We start from the raw sequence: 15,789 nt of genomic DNA, 5'->3' as shown, positions 1-15,789 counted from the left end.
AATAAAGCGTTAATTGCTGTTATACATACGCTCAAAGTTTTTTGGGTTCCAGCCGATCATATAGCGGTCACCAATTTTAAGAACAGGCAATGAGCGAGCGCCGATAGCGTCAAGCTCTTTTCTGCCACGCTGCATCTTGGCGTTAGTGAGGCGATATTTATAGCCTTTGCTATCAAGATAGCGCTGTGCATCTTTGCAATGCGGGCATTTGTCTTTTACATAGAGAACAAGTCGTTTCATGTTGATCGCACTGTAATGAATAAGTGGCCGTATGGTACGTAGTTAACTCTAGAACCTCAAGCCACTTTCGATCTCAATGGTTTTAATCAAGAACCATTTTTCGCTAAGTTTTGCAGTCTATGGTGTTTGGCGGCTTGAATGGTCTGAGGTACGAGTGACATCACGATCATACCCATCATTAGCGCGTATTGGGTTTGTGTAAACGACTCACCAAGCAGAACAATACCGCAAAGGATACCTGCAATAGGATTAGCGATACCACCAAAGGTGAAATCAACCACACTCATGCGTTGCAGCAACCAAACGTACATCCCATAGCTCAGTGCTGTGTTCAGACCGACAACCCAAAGCAGACCAATGAGGTTTTGTGTTGAGAAGTTAGCTACCACCGATTGATAAACCTGTGGCTCAAACGATGCATGAACGCCTGATACCAAGCCCAGTACGGCACCGCCTAAAATCAGCTGCCAAGTGAGAATGGTCCACCAGTGAATACGACTGCCTAATGCCTTAGTAATTCCGCTGCCCGCTACGATACACATTATGGCGGCGAGCATAGCCCCTAAGCCAATAGGATTGAGCGAAATAGTACCCGGTGAAAACAAGAAGAACGCAAACAATACTAGCGCCAATCCACTTAGCGTTTGCACCCAACTTGGACGCTTTTTATTGACTAACCATTGGTACAACATAGCGAATACAGGAACAGACACCATACCGACGCCGGATATGGTAGAAGGTAGAGTCTGCGCCATAACGAAGATGAGACCGAAGAAGGTCGCAATGTTGACCGTTCCTAAGATGAACAAGACTTGCCATTCACCTTTTTTAGGCAACGACGGTTTAACTAATAGCAATAGCAAGCCCGCCGGAAGTGCTCGGAGCGCTCCCAGTAGGATTGGTGGCCAGTCTGGAAGCGTGAACTTCGTGACGGCGTAGGTTGTGCCCCAGAAAAATGCAGGGATCATTGCTAGAAGTATATTCATGTCATTTATCTTTACGTTAAGATATCTGCCGCCACTTTAACGATCTTTGGGCTGCCTGTAAAGTATCTTTATGTTAAGCTAGTTTGAACAGACATAAGACAGTGGGAAAACATCGAAATGGATGCGATTGATCGAGTGGTCGAGCAGTGGGCAAAACAGAAGCCAGAGCTGGATACAGACCCAATGGCGATGATGGGACGACTCATGCGGATCGCTAAGTACATGGAAACGAAAGTTGCTGATTTGCATAAGAAGTATGACCTAAAACTCGGAGAGTTTGACGTACTTGCGACACTGCGTCGTAGCGGTAAACCTTATCGATTAACACCATCTGAACTTATTGACACTATGATGTTGACCTCGGGTGCAATGACAAACCGTCTTGATAAGCTTGAAACTAAGGGGCTTATTTTGCGCGAGCACAGCAAAGAGGACCGTCGTAGCGTTACCGTGCAACTCACAAAAGATGGACTCATACTGATTGATAAGTTGATTGAAGAGCATGCGGATGTGCAAAAAAGTCTCGTTAAATCTATGACGTCTGCACAAAAAAAGCAGGCAAATCAGTTGCTGAAGGTGTGGTTAAGTCAATACGAGTAGTTTAGGTCAATAGAATTAATGGTTGTGCCTCGTTTCCTAGAATAGCGCTCGCACCTGTCTAGGAAACGAAGAAGTACATCCGTTATGCGGCTAGCTCATCACTAAATAGATCGGCAGCGGCAATACCTATTAATGCGCAGCGTTCGTCAGCATCGGAGAGATCCCCACTCACGCCAATTGCACCGATCACCTGTTGCTCTTTGTCCCGAATGAGCAAACCTCCTGGTACTGGTACCATATTTCCATGTGCCAATACATTAACTGCTGAAATAAACGCAGGTCTTGCATCGGCATCTTGTGCTAATTTCCTAGACGAGCAACCAAGCGCTAGCGCTCCCCATGCCTTTGCGATGGCAATATCGGGTCTCATCATACTCGAACCATCTTGGCGCTGAAGAGAGATGAGCTTGCCACCGCTATCGAGAACCGCTGCAGTTAACGGCGCGCATTCGTCGGTTTTTCCTGCCTGGAAGGTGGCGTTAATAATAGTAAGTGCTTGGTTAAGAGTTAAACTTCCCATGTTGTTTCCTCGTCGTCTAGTCGCTTGCGCTAAATCTTCTAGGAGGATTAGCCAACGTTGTTTACGTTGGCTAAACGGCAAAACCTAAAGAAGGGAATAGCTTGGAAGGGTCAGGAAGCTAGCAAACTGTTTCGATGTAGACAGCTCGTAGAAAAGGTCAGCGGTTTCGTCAAAGCGTCCAGCAAAGTAACGAGTATCACCCACTTCCTGTTGAATAGTACTAAGCTCTTCGTAGAGCCAAGTGTGAAAGAGTTCGGCAGTAAATACCTGACCGTCATCGAGCGTGACACCATGATGTATCCACTGCCAGATATTGGCTCGAGAGATCTCTGCCGTTGCGGCATCTTCCATCAATCCGTAAATAGGCACGCAGCCGTAACCTTGGATCCATGCTTCAATGTAGTAAAGCGCGATACGTATGTTCTTGCGAACGCCGGCTTCATCGCGAGTTCCATTACATGGTTTTAGCAGGGTTTCAGCAGTAATCTCAGTGTCCGGACTAACAAAGTCGAGCTGATTCGTTTTGCCACCAAGATGCTTATCAAAGGTAGACATTGCCAAGTCGACAAGTGCAGGGTGCGCGACCCAAGTGCCGTCATGACCGTTTTGGGACTCACGTTGCTTGTCTTCAATAACTTTTGCTGTAACGCGTGCCATTTCTTGCGGATCTTTTGCTGGGATGAACGCAGACATGCCACCCATCGCCAGTGCACCTCGAGCGTGGCACGTTTTAACCAGAAGTTGGCTGTACGCATTGAGGAAAGCTTTATCCATGCCAATACCGTGGCGGTCGGGCAGGATACGATCTTTATGATTCCTTAGGGTTTTGATGTAGCTAAAGATGTAATCCCAACGACCGCAGTTCATGGCAACAATATGGTCTTTCATTGCATACAGGATTTCATCCATTTGAAATACAGCGGGTAATGTCTCGATGAGTACAGTCGCTCGAATCGTCCCTGTTGGTACACTAAAGTAGTTTTCGGTGAAGGAGAATACATCATCCCACCACTTAGCCTCTTCCATACTCTCTAGCTTTGGAATGTAGTAATAAACACCGAGTCCACTTTCTGCACGTGATTGGTAGTTATGGAAGAAATACAGCGCGAAGTCCATCAAACACCCAGCGATAGGCTGGCCATTAAAAAGAATCGATTTTTCAGGTAGGTGAAGACCCCTTGGACGAGCGATAAGCAGTGCTGGGTTTGCATTCAGCGTATAGTGCTTGTCTTTGTTTTCATCGTAATGGCTGATAGTACCTTGATTGGCATCTCTTAGGTTTATTTGACCATCAACCATATTGCTCCAGGTCGGCGCAGATGCGTCTTCGAAACAACACATGAATACTTTAGCGCCAGAGTTTAGTGCGTTTATCACCATTTTACGGTCTACGGGACCGGTAATCTCAACACGGCGATCGAGCAACGGCTCTGGAATCGGGCGTACTCGCCAGTTTTTGTCGTCCCGAATTGATTGCGTATCTGTGCGAAAGTCAGGTAATTCTCCAGCATCAAAAGCGGCTTGTTTGATTTCTCTCTGCTTTAACAACGCGTCTCTTCGGCTGCTGAATTGATTGACTAGCGCATTGAGGAAAGTCAACGCCTCTTTGCTTAATATTGATTCGTAGTCACTGTTGCATATCGAGCCGATGATGTTCAATTGATTCGCCGATGCGATTTTCGTTCCTTCGATTACGGTCATTACCTGTCTCCTTTACACAATATTTTTATTTTTTGTATACAAAACTGTATTGCATATCTACTTATATGAGAAAAAACACAAATGATCAAAGACTATTTATCATTATTTTAACGAAGAGAAATATGGAAATTATTTTTACGTAAAGATAGTTTATGTAAAGTATTTATTTTCAGTGTTTATGGGGTTAGTGGTTGCTTAGTGTATCTACTCTATGTGAATAAAATGTGAAATTATTGCTTGCCAATGCTCCATTTTGGTTCATAGTACACAAAGTGATCGAAAATTGTACACAATCCAGTGGAGGGGTTGGAATGGCAAGAATGAAAGCAATAGAAGCAGCAGTAGCGGTACTAAAAAAAGAAGGGGTGCACATTGCGTTTGGTGTCCCAGGAGCGGCAATCAATCCTATGTATGCGGCAATGAAAGCATTAGGTGGCATTGAGCATGTACTTGCTCGTCACGTCGAGGGTGCTTCTCATATGGCAGAAGGGTTTACACGCACAGAACAAGATAGCATTGGAGTATGTATAGGAACATCGGGTCCTGCTGGTACGGATATGATCACTGGCCTTTATTCCGCATCGGCGGACTCGATCCCTATTTTATGTATTACAGGCCAAGCGCCGCGAGCTCGTCTTCATAAAGAAGATTTTCAAGCGGTTGATATAGAGTCAATTGCCAAGCCTGTCACTAAATGGGCTACGACCGTATTAGAACCCGCTCAAGTACCGCGTGCGTTTCAAAAGGCGTTTCATATCATGCGCTCGGGACGTCCGGGTCCAGTATTGATTGATTTGCCACTCGATGTGCAGTTGGCAGAAATTGAGTTTGATATTGATACTTACGAACCCTTGGATGCTTATAAGCCGTCAGCAAGTCGTGAGCAAATAGAGAAAGCGCTCGATATGATGAGTGCTTCAGAAAAGCCGGTCATTGTTTCTGGTGGTGGTGTCATTAACGCAGGGGCTTCTGACTTGCTTCAGCAGTTTGCGGAAATCACTGGGGTACCCGTTATCCCGACTTTGATGGGGTGGGGTTCTATTCCTGACGACCACGAGCTAATGGCTGGCATGGTAGGTCTGCAAACGGCGCACCGCTATGGTAACGAAACCTTACTTGATTCCGACTTTGTATTTGGTGTCGGAAATCGATTCGCTAATCGACACACTGGTTCGCTCGACGTCTATACCCAAGGTCGAAAGTTCGTTCATATTGATATTGAACCCACACAGATTGGCCGAGTGTTCTGCCCTGATCTTGGCATTGTTTCAGATGCTAAAGCGGCATTAGAGCTAATGGTAGAAGTCGCGAAAGAGCGAGTGGCGAAAGATTTGCTACCAGATCGTGCTCATTGGGTAGGCACATGTCAGCAACGCAAAGCAACCATGCTTCGCAAAACCCACTTCACCGACACCCCGATTAAACCAATGCGCGTCTATGAAGAAATGAACAAGGCATTTGGTCCGGAGACATGCTATGTCAGCACGATTGGGCTATCGCAAATCGCGGCGGCTCAGTTCCTCCATGTCTATAAACCAAGACATTGGATTAACTGCGGACAGGCAGGTCCATTAGGTTGGACGATACCTGCAGCACTGGGTGTGAAAGTCGCCGACCCACAACGTGATGTTGTGGCCATCTCTGGTGACTACGACTTCCAATTCATGATTGAAGAGTTGGCGGTTGGGGCTCAGTTCAACCTTCCTTACATACACGTGGTCGTGAATAACTCTTACCTTGGTCTCATTCGCCAAGCCCAGCGCCAATTTGACATTGATTACTGCGTGCAATTGGCATTTGAAAACCAGAATTCGCCGGAGGTTGAAGGCTATGGCGTCGACCATGTGAAGGTCGTTGAAGGTTTGGGTTGTAAGGCGATTCGCGTTACCGATCCTTCCAATATTCAAAGTGCGTTTTCTGAGGCGCGAGCATTGATGGCGGCGCACAGAGTGCCCGTCGTGGTTGAAGTGATTCTGGAGCGCGTGACCAATATATCCATGGGTACTGAGATCAATGCCATTAATGAATTTGAGCCGCTCGCAGACACTGATGGTGATGCACCGACGGCGATGGCACACCTTAACTCACAACAGCAATAGCACTTACGACAGCAATAGTGTTTTCAACTTAAGGTTATCAAGGAGAGTCAAATGCCAAAATTCGCCGCCAATTTGTCGATGCTGTTTACCGAATTCGACTTTTTAGAACGTTTTGAACAAGCCGCGCAGGCTGGATTTCAGGGGGTCGAGTACCTATTCCCCTATGAATTTAGCGCGCAAGCGATCAAGGAAAAGTTACAGGAGAATCGGATAGAGCAAGTCCTTTTTAACTTGCCTGCTGGCGATTGGGAGCGCGGAGATCGAGGTATCGCTGTTGACCCAAATCGCATTGAGGAGTTTCAACGCGGTGTCGCTACTGCAATCGAGTACGCAAAGGTGTTGGGAAACACTCAAGTGAACTGCCTTGCTGGGATTGTACCCGAAGGAGTGACCACGCAGGATGCACACACAACGTTAGTCATCAATCTTCGCTATGCGGCGCAGCAGCTTCGTGCCTCCGGCATTAAGTTGGTAATTGAAGCCATCAATACCAGAGATATTCCCGGATTCTTTTTGAACACCACCGAACAAGCCCAGTCTGTGATTGATGAAGTGGGAAGCGACAATTTGTTTCTTCAGTACGATATCTACCATATGCAGATTATGGAAGGTGACTTGGCGCCCACGATATCAAAGAATCTTGCGAGTATTGCACACATTCAACTTGCGGATAACCCAGGACGTCATGAGCCGGGTACAGGGGAAATCAACTATGACTTCTTACTACCGCATATTGATGAACTTGGTTATCAAGGTTGGGTTGGATGTGAGTACAAACCAAAGGCGAGCACACATCAAGGCCTCTCATGGCTGCACAAATTTCAGTAGCTGGATTTTAAAATTATTAGGTTTTCAGGAACGAGGAACATTAAGGAGAATATTCTATGAAAGTTGCATTTATCGGTACGGGAATCATGGGTCTGCCTATGGCTAAAAACCTACAAAGTGCGGGCTATGAGTTGGTGTTATCTGATCACTTTACACCGCCTCCTGCAGAGCTAGTGACCCATGGTGCGACCGTTTGTCATTCGCCAAAAGAGGCCACGGAAATCGCAGATGTTACGATTCTAATGTTGCCTAATACCCCGCAAGTTGAAGAAGTGCTGTTTGACGCTGACGGTGTTGAACAAGGTTTAGCCAACGGTAACAGCAAGCTGGTTATTGACATGAGCTCTATCTCACCGATGGCTACTCAGTCATTTGCTAAGCGTATCAAAGAGAGTGGTGCTCAGTACCTCGATGCTCCAGTGTCGGGTGGTGAAGTTGGAGCGGTGAACGCGACACTCAGCATTATGGTGGGGGGGGAACAGAAAGCGTTTGATACAGCCAGACCATTGTTTGAAGTGTTAGGCAAAAACATCACGCTGGTGGGTGATAGCGGGGCAGGACAAACTTGTAAAGTCGCCAACCAGATTATCGTAGCACTTAATATTGAAGCGGTATCAGAGGCATTGGTGTTTGCATCGAAGGCTGGTGCTGATCCTGCACGGGTGCGTCAGGCACTGCTCGGAGGCTTTGCGAGCTCAAAGATACTCGAAGTACACGGAGAGAGAATGATCGAAGGCAGTTTCAATCCTGGCTTTAAGATTGCGCTTCACCAGAAGGATCTCAACCTCGCCTTAACGGGCGCAAAAGAGCTGGGTGTCGCGCTGCCAAATACAGAAAATGCACAGAACTTGTTTGACGAGTGTGCTGATCAAGGTGGAGAGAATTGGGACCATTCTGCGCTAATTAAAGCGCTTGAAATGCGTTCTAGTCACTCGATTCGCAATGATTGAATCTCATTGAGTTAGAGGCCACTTTTACCTTTAGTTTCCGCATAAATCGCGTAGTTTTGTCTCCTTTTATACGCGTTCCCGAAGTTATACAAACTGCGCAGAAGTTTTCGGCTTCAAACTTCAATAACCAGGCGCAGAACGTATTGGCTTCGGGATTTTTTATCTCTTGCGCTTGCTCAGAATTCAACACCTCACGCTTTGTACTTAGTGTTTAAATTCATTAAGATGAACCAAGCATGAGTAACGACAGTAAGGACAAGCATGTCGCGCATTAGACGGAAGAATCAAGATCTTATCATTGAAGTGGCCAGTGAGCAGTTTGCCACACATGGTTACGCCGCTACCAAGATGGTAGACATCGCTAAGGCGGCAGAGATTCCTAAACCTAATGTATTCTATTACTTCAGTTCAAAAGATAAGTTGTACTACGCGGTCCTTGAAACTGTAACCCAGCCGCTGCTAGAAGCATCATTGCCTATTGAAGAGCTTGATGATCCTGTTGAAGCACTTACACAATACATTCGAACAAAACTCATGATTTCCAGAGATCACCCTCACGCATCTCGCGTATTCGCCAGTGAAGTGATGTCTGGAGCCAAAGTACTGCCCGAGAGGATTCGAACCAAACTATTTCAACAGTCACAGCTCATATTGGAAAAGTTTGCAAACTGGGCAGAGCAGGGGTTAATGGACGATGTGCCACCACATCATTTGATGTTTGCCATATGGTCTGCAACTCAAACCTACGCCGATTTTAGTTGGCAGATCTGCAGTGTAATGGATAAGCCAGAGTTAACAGACAGCGATTTTGATGAGGCTGCAGCGTTTCTGACCAAGATGGTGATTCAAGGGTGTGGTGTAAAGAGTCGGGTATAAGCTCATGTTTGAAAGGAGATAGTGATACACAGCTGCTCTATTGGGGTGAATAGAATAGGAGCAGCGGTGTCCTTATATTTATCGTTTTAACTCTATGAGTAAGCTACATACTCAATGCTTTCTGTCTTAGGCGAAGTGCGGCTGCTTTATGTCGCTCAATGAGCTGTGGCATATCCACGCCCATGACGGCACCATCGTGAACTCGCCATTGGCCTGCAACCATTACGCGGTCTGCCTGTTGAGCTCCACACAATAGAAGAGCAGCGAGTGGATCGTGACTGCCAGAGAAACGAATGTCATCGAGCTTAAACATGGCAATATCTGCTTGTTTACCGACAGCGAGTTCGCCTATATCTGTGCGGCCCATAGCGCGAGCAGAACCTGACGTAGCCCAGCGAAGCGCGTCAAAGTGCGTTACGTTGTTAGAGCCGTAGCGAAGGCGTTGCAAATACATCGCCATACGAACTTCCGCTATTAGGTTGGAACCGTCGTTAGAAGCCGAGCCGTCTACCCCTAAGCCTACTTTCACACCGGCTCTCTCAAGCTCGTTATTTTTACAGATACCAGAAGCTAGCATCATATTAGAAGTAGGGCAGTGACTTATTCCTACCTCTGCTTTACCAAGTCTGCGAATCTCTTCACTGTTAAAATGGATACCATGAGCTAACCAGGTGCGCTCATTAAGCCAACCTACGTCCTCTAGGTAATCTACCGGACGCATACCAAATTTCTCAAGACAGAAATCTTCTTCGTCTAACGTTTCACAAAGATGCGTATGCGTCATCACCGATTCATTTTTGGCAATTCGCGCCGTCTCTTTCATTAAATCCGTGGTCACAGAAAATGGGGAGCAGGGTGCGAGCGCGATTTGAGTCATCGCGCTATTCTCACGTTGATGATAGCTATTGATTAAGCGCAAGCTATCGTCAACGATGGTTTGTTCCATTTGTATTGTGTGACGCGGTGGCAGTCCGCCATCATCTTCTCCTAGACTCATCGAACCGCGAGTAAATATGGCTCGTATTCCTAGCTTTTGCGACGCCTCAACTTGCAAATCTATCGCATGTTCAAGGCCAGTTGGGATTAAATAGTGATGATCCGAGGCTGTCGTACAACCCGAGAGTAATAGCTCAACAAGTGCCAGTTCGGTGGCGACACTCATCATCTCTTCGTCGAGATTTGCCCATACTGGATACAAGCTTTTCAACCAATGAAACAGCTCTTTGTTAAGTGCATCGGGGTAAGCTCTGGTTAGCGTTTGATAGAAGTGATGATGGGCATTAACGAGCCCTGGCGTGACGACATGTTGTGACGCGTCGATAACTGAAGTAATGGTTGTGGTGGGTTCTTGGTTGCTTGCTACTAGCTCGACAATTCGACTGCCAATTACGACGATACCGCCGCCAGCGTCTTCTGTCGTGCCAGTGTAAATAGCAAGTGGATTCTTAATCCATACGGTTTCCATTCATAATAATCCTTAGCCATCTCAGCCTTTTCAGGGAAGAGGGTCTTTTTTGAGTTTTTAGTTGATGAAAAGTGCTCTATATCATTGATTAAGCAATGTATTAGAGCACGACGGTTATAGCCACTTTGTTGTTAGTAAGTGTTAATTATTGCCTTTTGCAGACAGCTCTGTCTGTGATACTTCTTGGTTTTCTTCTTGTTGCTGAAGCTCATGAATTTCTTGCTTAACCATAGCGCGGCTCTCTTCGTGCGCTTCTTGCTCTTCAAGCTTGCTTGATTTTGGTAAGAACTGATGCAAAAGCACGGTAACGATCGTTCCGGTAGTAATCCCTGAATGAAGGAAATTTGAGAGCTCATGAGGGAAGTGTTGAAGCAAGCGAGGTTCAAACGTGACCGCCAGACCTGATGCCAAACCAACGCAGATGACGAGGGCGTTACGTTTAGTATCAGCCGCTTTAATGAGCATACGAATACCCGCGTAAGCTATCATGCCAAACATGACAAAACCTACACCACCTAATACTGGTTTTGGGATTGTGACTGCAATCGCCGCCAATTTCGGGAACAATCCGCCCAAGATAAGCAATCCACCTGTTGCTGCAACAACGTAACGGCTAGCGACACCAGTGATACCCACTATGCCCACGTTTTGACTGAATGATGCCAACGGCATTGCCGTTAAACAGGATGCTAGCGTGCTGCCCAGGCCATCACCCAGTAATCCGCGCTTAAGGTCTTTACCATCGATTTTAGTGTGACAGTTGTTTGCGAGTGCCATGAAATCACCCGTTGCTTCGGCGATGACAACAATATAAACCAAACTCATACTGACAATGGCGCTGGCTGAAAACGTGAGTCCATACTTAAATGGCTCTGGACCGCCTACCCATGCCGCCGTGCTTATTTGGTTGAGGTCGACCATACCCATGGAAAGAGCGACGATGTATCCACCTGCAAGCCCTATGACAATAGCAGAAGCCGCAACTGCACCTTTACAATAAACAGACACCGCAATCACAATGCCAAGTGATACAGCGGCAAGAAACAGTTTAGGCAAGGTGGCAAACTCACTGCTAACGGCGGGGGCATCACCAACCCAGTTCATGGCAACGGGGAGTATGGTCAGTCCGATCAAGGTAACCACAACACCACTCACAACTGTTGGAAAGAGTTTGCGTACTTTGTCCATATAGAAGCTCGCCAATATGACGACAAACGAGCCCACCAAGGCTGCTCCCATAATGCCGGATACGCCGGAGTCTTTTCCGATGGAGATAGCAACGCCAAGAAAGGCAAAGCTTGATCCCATAACAACAGGTAGCTTAATTCCGATTGGACCGAAACCGACGCATTGTGCGATGGTGACGATACCAGATGCAAGGAGGGCGGCGTTAATGAGCGAGACGATTTCGTCATTTGGTAAGCCAATTGAGGCGCCAACAATTAATGGTACAGCAACGATACCACCGATAGAGGCCAGCATATGTTGGACGGCCAGTAAAAAGGTCATGCCGTGAGGCGGTTTTTGGTTCAGGGTGTACAGAAGTTTCATACTTATTCCTTTAGAGAGCGATGAATCGACTCTTCCTTGGTGGTGAGATGGTGACTTCTACAAACTGCGTAGTGATAGTTATCCTGCTCGTCTTTTGCGCTGACCTAAACGACAGGGATGAAAACAAGCGCTAACCGTTAAGCACGATTACCGCTTGAGATTGGTTTAGCCAATGAATACCAGTTTGGCGACGAAAATGGCGCTTAGAAGGTACATTGAAATAGATACGTCTTTGGTTTTACCTGTTGCAACTTTAAGAACGGTGTAAGTGATAAAACCAAGGGCGATACCATTAGCGATAGAGAAAGTAAGCGGCATCATTAGCGCCGTAATGGCTGCTGGAGCACCATTGGTAAAGTCTTTCCAATCGACGTGCTGCATACTGCTCATCATGACGAACGCGACATAGATAAGAGCGCCAGCGGTAGCGTAAGATGGGATCATACCGGCCAATGGAGAAAGGAAGATTGCCGCTAGGAATAAGGCAGCAACGACAATCGCGGATAGTCCGGTTCTAGCACCTGCTGCTACACCCGCCGCGCTTTCTACATAACTGGTCACTGGTGGACAACCCACACATGCGCCAGCAACACTAGAAATACTGTCGGCTTTAAGTGCCTTACTCAATCCTTCAATTTTGCCTGTTTCTTTGTTGATTAGGTGAGCTCGCTCAGCGACACCCATCAGAGTACCTGCTGTGTCAAACATGTTCACAAAAAGGAAAGCAAGAATCACACTGACCATAGAAACGTTAAGAGCACCTGAAATGTCCATCGCCATGAAGGTTGGAGCAATACTTGGTGGCGCAGAGAAGAAGCCATTGTATTGAACAAGACCCAACATCATGCCAACAATAGTGACGCTCAGAATGCCGATTAATACCGCTCCGAACACGCGACGCTCACTGAGCACAGCGATGATCAAGAAGGCAATAGCTGCTAGCAGCGCATCGGGTTTCGTGAAGTCACCCAGAGAGACCAAGGTTGCTGGGTTTTCAACAACAATACCTGCGGTTTTTAGGCCGATAAGACCCAAGAAGAGACCGACACCTGCCGTCATAGAGTAGCGTAAGCTTTCAGGAATACTCTCAATGATCCACTGTCGTATCTTATAGAAGCTCATACCCACGAAGAGTACACCTGAAATAAACACTGCCCCGAGTGCAACTTCCCAGCTATAGCCCATCTCACTGACAACAGTAAAAGAGAAAAAAGCATTAAGCCCCATACCAGGTGCTAAGCCTACTGGCCAGTTCGCGAACAGTCCCATGAGTAAACAGCCGATGGCTGCACCGATACATGTCGCAACAAAGACGGCGCCTTGATCCATTCCGGAAGCAGCCATGATGCTCGGGTTAACAAAGATGATATACGCCATAGTAGCGAAGGTAGTGACGCCACCTATTAATTCATTTTTAACGCTAGAACCATGTTGTTTTATCTTAAAAAAGCGCTCTAAGAGGCTGTTTTGGGATGCTTCATTGAGCACTTCTGCTTTGGTTTCATTCATTTTGAGTAAGTCCTTTTCGCATTACCCTGTTTCGTTGAGTGGGTAAAATTTCTATTGCTTATCCTTAAATTGAAAACAGCAGTCCCCATGACTCGACGCGTCCTCTAAAGAACGAGTTAAGAGCCATTCCTCACATGAGGTGGTTCATTTCAATTTGTTGGTGATGCGCGATAACGCGCGGCTCATTTAAAGCTGCGTGCGACAACTTCTAAGAGATGGTGAACACCGAGCTAACTGCCTCGGTATGTCGAGAAACTGTATGGTGATACCAACAGAGGGACGTGATAGTGAGCGTCTTTATCATTAAGCCCAAATCGAATCACAACGTCGTCTAAGAATGGAACCTCGTCGAGTTCAACCCCTTTAGCTTGATAGTAGGAGGCGACATGAAACACGAGTTGATATTTGCCCGGCAGAAACTGATCACCCTCTAGGATGGGGGTGTCGGTACGTCCGTCTGAGTTGGTCACTACTTTCTTGATGAACTGGATGTCGTTTCCTTCCACTCTAAATAGCTCTACTTGAATCTCTGCACCTGGAACACCGTTGGTCGTATCTAAAACATGTGTAGTCAGTCTTCCCATATTGCTCTCGTACCTAAGTACGCTCCTTAATTGGCTGATTCAATCTTGTATACAACGAGGTCGTATCAAGAACTTTATTGATATTAATATGTACACAATTAAATCGATTAGTAAAGTTTTACGTTACAAATATGTTGAATTAATTCTCTGCTTTGTGATGGTGCAATGCGCACTAAAATGTAGCCAGGCTAGAGGGTTTTGATTTTAAATTGTTGATTTTATTTGTATTGAATCTAGAAGATAATTCAACAAACAAAATCTTTACATTAAGATAAATTATTGTATACAATTAAGTTAACGAAATGAGTCATGAACTTGCGGTGGCAGGTTCATTCAGATGGTTAAGGAGTCTGTGGATGAATAAGGATTATTCACGTAACCTCGTCGGCTATGGAGCCAACCCTCCAAACCCTAAATGGCCGAACAACGCACGAGTTGCGGTCTCTTTTGTATTGAATTACGAAGAAGGGGGAGAGCGTTGTATTTTGCACGGAGACGATGAGTCGGAAGCGTTTCTCTCAGAAATTCCATCGGCAGCACCGATCAAAGGTGAGCGTCACATCAGCATGGAATCCATCTATGAGTATGGTAGCCGTGCAGGTGTATGGCGTGTTCTTCGTTTGTTTGAGCAATACGATATTCCTCTAACGATATTTGCTGTTGCGATGGCGGTTGAGCGTTATCCAGAGGTGGCGAAAGCCATGAAGGAAGCAGGTCATGAGATATGCAGTCATGGCTATCGCTGGATTGACTATCAGTATATGGATGAATCACAAGAGCGTGACCACATGGCGAAGGCCATCTCTATCATAAAAGAGATCACAGGTGAGCGACCTCTTGGCTGGTATACGGGGCGAACGGGTCCTAACACTCGTCGCTTAGTTGCTGAAGAAGGCGGCTTCTTGTATGACTCTGACGCCTACGACGATGACCTACCTTATTGGCACACTGAAACAGGTCGACCACAGTTGGTGATTCCGTACACATTAGACGTTAACGATATGCGATTCGCTACCGCCCAAGGCTTCAACTCCGGTGAGCAGTTCTATCAGTACCTAAAAGACACTTTTGACACCTTATACGAAGAGGGCGAACACGCACCTAAGATGATGTCAGTAGGGCTTCACTGTCGTTTGATTGGTCGCCCTGGAAGAATCGCTTCTCTTCGACGTTTCTTAGACTACGTCAAACAACATGACGATGTATGGCTTTGTCGAAGAGTGGATATTGCGAAGCACTGGCACGAGCATCATCCATACGACCCGAATCAATTATAACAATCACAAGGAGCAAAGTGATGACGCAATTTAGACACTGTAAGCCAACGGAAATGGTTCGAGACGAGTTTGTCTCTTGCTTTGCTGATATCTATGAACACAGCCCTTGGGTCGCTGAATCGGTGTTTGATTCAGGAATTGAACCTGATGATGACCACATTGAGAGCCTGCATTTGAAAATGTCGATGACACTTTTAAATGCAACGGAAACCAAGCAACTCGACTTGATTAATGCTCACCCTGATTTGGCAGGGCGAGCCGCTATTAATGGCGAACTCACTGCAGCCTCGACAGCTGAACAAGCTGGTGCTGGTATAGATCAGTGTTCTGAGGAAGAGTTTGCCAAATTTACCACCTACAACAACGAATACAAAAGTCGCTTCAACTTCCCTTTTATCATGGCAGTAAAGGGGGCCAATCGTTACCAAATTCTTGAATCGTTCGAGATGCGATTAGGCAATGATAGTGAAACTGAGTTTGTTACAGCACTTAACGAGATCAACAAGATAGCGTTATTTCGCTTAAGAGATATGTAAGTCAGGGAAACGGCAGCTATCTCTCTCATTTTATTATTAATTGAATAATTGAACTGGATGACAAGAA

General features: G+C 46.2%; 15 protein-coding genes. 7 read left to right on the top strand and 8 right to left on the bottom strand.

The genetic code is table 11. The annotated features are described in order from the left end of the window. Positions 1 to 9 precede the first annotated feature (9 nt). Both J4N45_RS09410 and J4N45_RS09405 read right to left on the bottom strand, forming a co-directional pair. Positions 10 to 240, bottom strand: coding sequence for a glutaredoxin family protein (locus J4N45_RS09410; RefSeq protein WP_042472593.1), 231 nt, complete (start codon positions 238 to 240; stop codon positions 10 to 12). An 86-nt stretch (positions 241 to 326) separates the two neighbouring features. Then, positions 327 to 1,226: a DMT family transporter gene (locus J4N45_RS09405; RefSeq protein ID WP_252011112.1), complete on the bottom strand. Its 900-nt coding sequence runs from the start codon at positions 1,224 to 1,226 to the stop codon at positions 327 to 329. Positions 1,227 to 1,343: 117 nt separating this feature from the next. Between J4N45_RS09405 and J4N45_RS09400 the strand changes: the two genes are divergently transcribed. Then, the gene (locus J4N45_RS09400) at positions 1,344 to 1,826 is read left to right on the top strand and encodes a MarR family winged helix-turn-helix transcriptional regulator (protein WP_042472598.1); all 483 of its coding nucleotides are present in this window, start codon (positions 1,344 to 1,346) and stop codon (positions 1,824 to 1,826) included. Positions 1,827 to 1,908: 82 nt separating this feature from the next. On the opposite strand, the gene J4N45_RS09395 is transcribed toward J4N45_RS09400, so the two are convergent. Beyond that, positions 1,909 to 2,346 carry a GlcG/HbpS family heme-binding protein gene (locus J4N45_RS09395; protein ID WP_128650261.1) on the bottom strand — a complete coding sequence of 146 codons (438 nt, stop codon included), beginning with the start codon at positions 2,344 to 2,346 and terminating at the stop codon, positions 1,909 to 1,911. An 84-nt stretch (positions 2,347 to 2,430) separates the two neighbouring features. After that, on the bottom strand, positions 2,431 to 4,047 hold the full coding sequence (aceB, locus tag J4N45_RS09390; RefSeq protein ID WP_252011111.1) for a malate synthase A: 1,617 nt from the start codon (positions 4,045 to 4,047) through the stop codon (positions 2,431 to 2,433). Between the two features lie 311 nt (positions 4,048 to 4,358). On the opposite strand from aceB, the gene gcl reads away from it, so the two are divergent. The 4 genes from gcl (at position 4,359) to J4N45_RS09370 (ending at position 8,800) form a co-directional block, all read left to right on the top strand. Further along, entirely contained in the window at positions 4,359 to 6,146 is a 1,788-nt protein-coding gene (gcl, locus tag J4N45_RS09385) for a glyoxylate carboligase (protein WP_252011109.1), read from the top strand. A gap of 51 nt (positions 6,147 to 6,197) precedes the next feature. Further along, complete coding sequence (gene hyi / locus J4N45_RS09380) at positions 6,198 to 6,974, top strand: hydroxypyruvate isomerase (RefSeq protein WP_042472604.1); 777 nt, start codon at positions 6,198 to 6,200, stop codon at positions 6,972 to 6,974. A gap of 56 nt (positions 6,975 to 7,030) precedes the next feature. Next, on the top strand, positions 7,031 to 7,924 hold the full coding sequence (locus J4N45_RS09375) for a 2-hydroxy-3-oxopropionate reductase (RefSeq protein ID WP_252011107.1): 894 nt from the start codon (positions 7,031 to 7,033) through the stop codon (positions 7,922 to 7,924). A 261-nt stretch (positions 7,925 to 8,185) separates the two neighbouring features. Further along, positions 8,186 to 8,800 carry a TetR/AcrR family transcriptional regulator gene (locus tag J4N45_RS09370; RefSeq protein ID WP_252011105.1) on the top strand — a complete coding sequence of 205 codons (615 nt, stop codon included), beginning with the start codon at positions 8,186 to 8,188 and terminating at the stop codon, positions 8,798 to 8,800. 103 nt (positions 8,801 to 8,903) lie between these two features. On the opposite strand, the gene J4N45_RS09365 is transcribed toward J4N45_RS09370, so the two are convergent. The 4 genes from J4N45_RS09365 to uraH form a co-directional block, all read right to left on the bottom strand. Continuing rightward, positions 8,904 to 10,265 (bottom strand): 8-oxoguanine deaminase, encoded by a 1,362-nt coding sequence (locus tag J4N45_RS09365; RefSeq protein WP_252011103.1) that lies wholly within the window; start codon positions 10,263 to 10,265, stop codon positions 8,904 to 8,906. A 141-nt stretch (positions 10,266 to 10,406) separates the two neighbouring features. After that, positions 10,407 to 11,816 carry a nucleobase:cation symporter-2 family protein gene (locus tag J4N45_RS09360; protein WP_252011101.1) on the bottom strand — a complete coding sequence of 470 codons (1,410 nt, stop codon included), beginning with the start codon at positions 11,814 to 11,816 and terminating at the stop codon, positions 10,407 to 10,409. Positions 11,817 to 11,981: 165 nt separating this feature from the next. Further along, the gene (locus tag J4N45_RS09355; protein ID WP_042472615.1) at positions 11,982 to 13,325 is read right to left on the bottom strand and encodes an NCS2 family permease; all 1,344 of its coding nucleotides are present in this window, start codon (positions 13,323 to 13,325) and stop codon (positions 11,982 to 11,984) included. Positions 13,326 to 13,555: 230 nt separating this feature from the next. After that, positions 13,556 to 13,909 carry a hydroxyisourate hydrolase gene (uraH, locus tag J4N45_RS09350; protein WP_252011099.1) on the bottom strand — a complete coding sequence of 118 codons (354 nt, stop codon included), beginning with the start codon at positions 13,907 to 13,909 and terminating at the stop codon, positions 13,556 to 13,558. A gap of 356 nt (positions 13,910 to 14,265) precedes the next feature. On the opposite strand from uraH, the gene puuE reads away from it, so the two are divergent. Then, positions 14,266 to 15,186 carry an allantoinase PuuE gene (puuE, locus tag J4N45_RS09345; RefSeq protein ID WP_252011097.1) on the top strand — a complete coding sequence of 307 codons (921 nt, stop codon included), beginning with the start codon at positions 14,266 to 14,268 and terminating at the stop codon, positions 15,184 to 15,186. A 20-nt stretch (positions 15,187 to 15,206) separates the two neighbouring features. Further along, on the top strand, positions 15,207 to 15,722 hold the full coding sequence (gene uraD / locus J4N45_RS09340) for a 2-oxo-4-hydroxy-4-carboxy-5-ureidoimidazoline decarboxylase (protein ID WP_252011095.1): 516 nt from the start codon (positions 15,207 to 15,209) through the stop codon (positions 15,720 to 15,722). The last annotated feature ends 67 nt before the right edge of the window (positions 15,723 to 15,789 follow it).

The organism is Vibrio sp. SCSIO 43140 (assembly GCF_023716585.1).
Classification (GTDB): domain Bacteria; phylum Pseudomonadota; class Gammaproteobacteria; order Enterobacterales; family Vibrionaceae; genus Vibrio; species Vibrio maritimus_B.
This window is presented reverse-complemented; position numbering and strand designations above follow the sequence as displayed.